The following is a 2,809-nucleotide window of genomic DNA, read 5'->3' as shown; positions in this document are numbered from 1 at the left end:
CCTCGCCGACCGCGCCTACATGGGAGCCGGCTCGTGGGTGACAACACCCCTCAGACGCCCACCGGGCCGCGAGCTCACACCGACCCAGCAAACCGTCAACCGCGCGCTGTCCGCCGCACGGGCACCGGTCGAACGCGGCGTCGCACGACTGAAGTCCTGGCGCATCTTCCGCAGATCCCGGTGCAGCCCGAATCGAATGACGTCAAACGCCGCGGCAGTCCTCACCCTGGAGCGGCAACGCTGAAAGACCTCAGTGTCATCACCTCACTGCCCCCCCCACAGGGGTGGCCGACCTTTGCGGGGAGGGAAGGAGTCCTGGAACAGGCGGAGTTGAGCCTGACCCGGCCGAAGTCGGCTGTCCACGGCCGACATTGCCGTCAAAGAGACTGCCGAGTTTTTACGACGAAGGGGGTACACCCGACAGGAGGCAAAGTGCAGGATTTTATGCGTCGGTTGCGGCCTCGCGTGGCACCGGCACAGCACATCCTGCGGGATTCGACGTTAGGTGAATAAGCTGTGAGACTTGGACTATCCGGAAGAGTTGCGGGATTCACAACATGTGCACTGACAGTCGCGGCAGCGACAATAATACCGGCGACATCTTCTTCCGGGGCCTCGGCCGTCCCCGGCGGCACTATCGACTACATTAAGCCTGACGGCTACAGTGCTGAAGCCGAGGACTACTGCAATGAAGTTGGTCTCGGCGAGGGGTACGCACAGTGTCGCCTTGTATCCTACCGCGAAGTGGAACGGCAGCATTCCGATCCAGACTACAGGCGCCGGATCTCCGAGGTGAAAACCAACTGCGGCACTGCGGATGAATCGCATTCGCTTGCATGGGCGCACACCAACACCGCGACCCATACAGCAGGGGGCAGCCTGTCCGTCGCCGGTACGGTCAAGGTCTCTCTCGCGCCATTGGGGGTTGGGGCCGAAGCGTCGGTCACGACCACTGTGGGGGCGAGCTACAGCTATGCGTGGGGCGAGTCGAGCGAAGTGCGCAAAACCGATGAGGTGAAGGTCAGACCTGGGTATAAAGGCTGGCTCGACTACGGCACCTATCACGGCACCTCCTACGGAGTGGCCGAAGTGGAAGTCAAGATAGTCGACAAAACCAAGGCGCCAGACCTGGGTTCAGGCCGGTATAAGATCTTCACTGCAATCAAGGGTGATCTGCCCAAGCCCGTCAATCCTAAGCTGCAAGGGCAGACGGAGGGAATAATCAGCCAGACCGCCAGAATGACAGCAGCGGAAGAGCATGATGCATGCGTAAATCATGTTTCTGGTTCTACAGAGCCCCCCGCGACCGTATACACCAATCCCGGCCCGATTGACACGCCCATATTCCACGGCTCTAAGCCTGACGGATCCAGCGGGAGAATTTCGGGGCTGCACGGGAAATGTGTGGACGTTCAAGGGGGGCGTAGCGAAGATTGGACGCCGGTGCAGATGCATGAGTGCAACGGCACCCCGGCCCAGAAGTGGACAATGGCCGAGGACGGCACAATTCAATCCCTCGGTAAGTGCCTGGATGTGGCCTGGGCCTCTACCGAAGACGGCGCCCGAGTCCAGCTCCATCAGTGCAATGACTCCGGTGCCCAAATGTGGGAATACGCAGGTAACACCTTCGTAAACACCTGGTCCAACAAGTGTCTGGACCTTCCATGGGGCGTCAGCTACGACATCCAGCTTCAGATCTATGAGTGCAACGGCGGCGAAAACCAGAAGTGGAACGCTCCCCGCCTCGCGCGTTCGTCTTCATAGGATTCTCTTCACGAAAGTACTCTATCCTGTGGCAGGGATGATATGAGGGAGACCGCCACCTCTTAGGAGGTGGCGGTCTTGTCGTGCCCGGTCGCGATGCCGCGGAAGTGCTCGAGAACGTTGATTGGGTACGCAGCGCGGCGAAGCGCCTGCTCCGAGCAGGTCATTTTCCGCACGGCCCCCTCCGAACCCGCTGTACGAGTTTCCCCGTAACGGGCTCTCCAGTGACCTATTCCGTGACGCTATAGGGTGGCTGTCTGAGTGGATCGCGTCATGACAGACGGTGCAGACGACCAATGTCTTGCGCCGCTTCCTCGTCATGACTTGACGCCATTCAGTTGGTGACCCTTCCATGTCGAGGTCGGAGTTCGGATGTGGTGCACCCGCACGTCTTCCGACCTCCCGCAGAGCTCGCATTTCCCCTTCAAGAGCCGGGAGGCCAGCTCTTTTCGAGGGCGAGGTTTGGTCACTTGGTGGTCGGTGAGGAGCGCTACCTTCTGTCGCGTCAGTGAGATTTCGCCGAATCGTGCGACCAGTGGCGGGGCCTGTGCGCGGGTTTTCTGCGACTGAGATATACAACAAGGCGTCTCGTGGCGCACAAGCACCGCTCGACGGTGTTGCGAGGGCGGTAGGTCCTGCGGTTGAAGCCTGGCGGCCGGCGCCCTCGCAGGCTGCGGTTGTGCCTGTGCTTCGAGGGCCCATCGGCCGAAGGCTGGTGAGGCCTGAAAATCGGTAGGTTCAGGAGGTGGTGAGGTCGAACTTTCCCAGGGGGACTTGCTGCTCGAACTTCATCCGTACCAGGCGGCGTTGGGAGGCAACGCTCCGCGGCGGGTGATCTCGTCCCGGCAGAGGACTCGGAGGAAGTCCACGCCGCACTCGACCCGGACTTTCACCGGCCTCGCTCTGGTCCTCGAGGTTATCAGCGCCGGTGATGCCACCGCCGAGCCCGGTCATTGAGCCTTTTCAGAGCGGCCACCGATCGGGTGACAGTCGGGCGGTCGTGGACCGAGGAAGAACGGACAAGGCTCCCCGGCAGTTGAGCGAG

The 2,809-nt window shown here is 61.3% G+C and carries 3 protein-coding genes; 2 read left to right on the top strand and 1 reads right to left on the bottom strand.

The features are described from left to right. Together AB0D12_RS41080 and AB0D12_RS41075 are read left to right on the top strand one after the other, a co-directional pair. Positions 1-244 (top strand): transposase family protein (locus tag AB0D12_RS41080; protein ID WP_362695162.1); only part of this gene is annotated, 244 nt, incomplete at its 5' end. Between the two features lie 500 nt (positions 245-744). Continuing rightward, positions 745-1,764, top strand: a complete 1,020-nt coding sequence (locus tag AB0D12_RS41075) for a ricin-type beta-trefoil lectin domain protein (RefSeq protein ID WP_362695159.1) — start codon at positions 745-747, stop codon at positions 1,762-1,764. Between the two features lie 21 nt (positions 1,765-1,785). On the opposite strand, the gene AB0D12_RS41070 is transcribed toward AB0D12_RS41075, so the two are convergent. Continuing rightward, on the bottom strand, positions 1,786-2,085 hold the full coding sequence (locus tag AB0D12_RS41070) for a hypothetical protein (protein WP_362695156.1): 300 nt from the start codon (positions 2,083-2,085) through the stop codon (positions 1,786-1,788). Between the last annotated feature and the right edge of the window lie 724 nt (positions 2,086-2,809).

It is taken from the genome of Streptomyces sp. NPDC048479, from assembly GCF_040651435.1.
Lineage (GTDB): Bacteria > Actinomycetota > Actinomycetes > Streptomycetales > Streptomycetaceae > Streptomyces.
The sequence above is the reverse complement of the archived record's forward strand: the minus strand, read 5'-3'. Positions and strand labels throughout refer to the sequence as shown.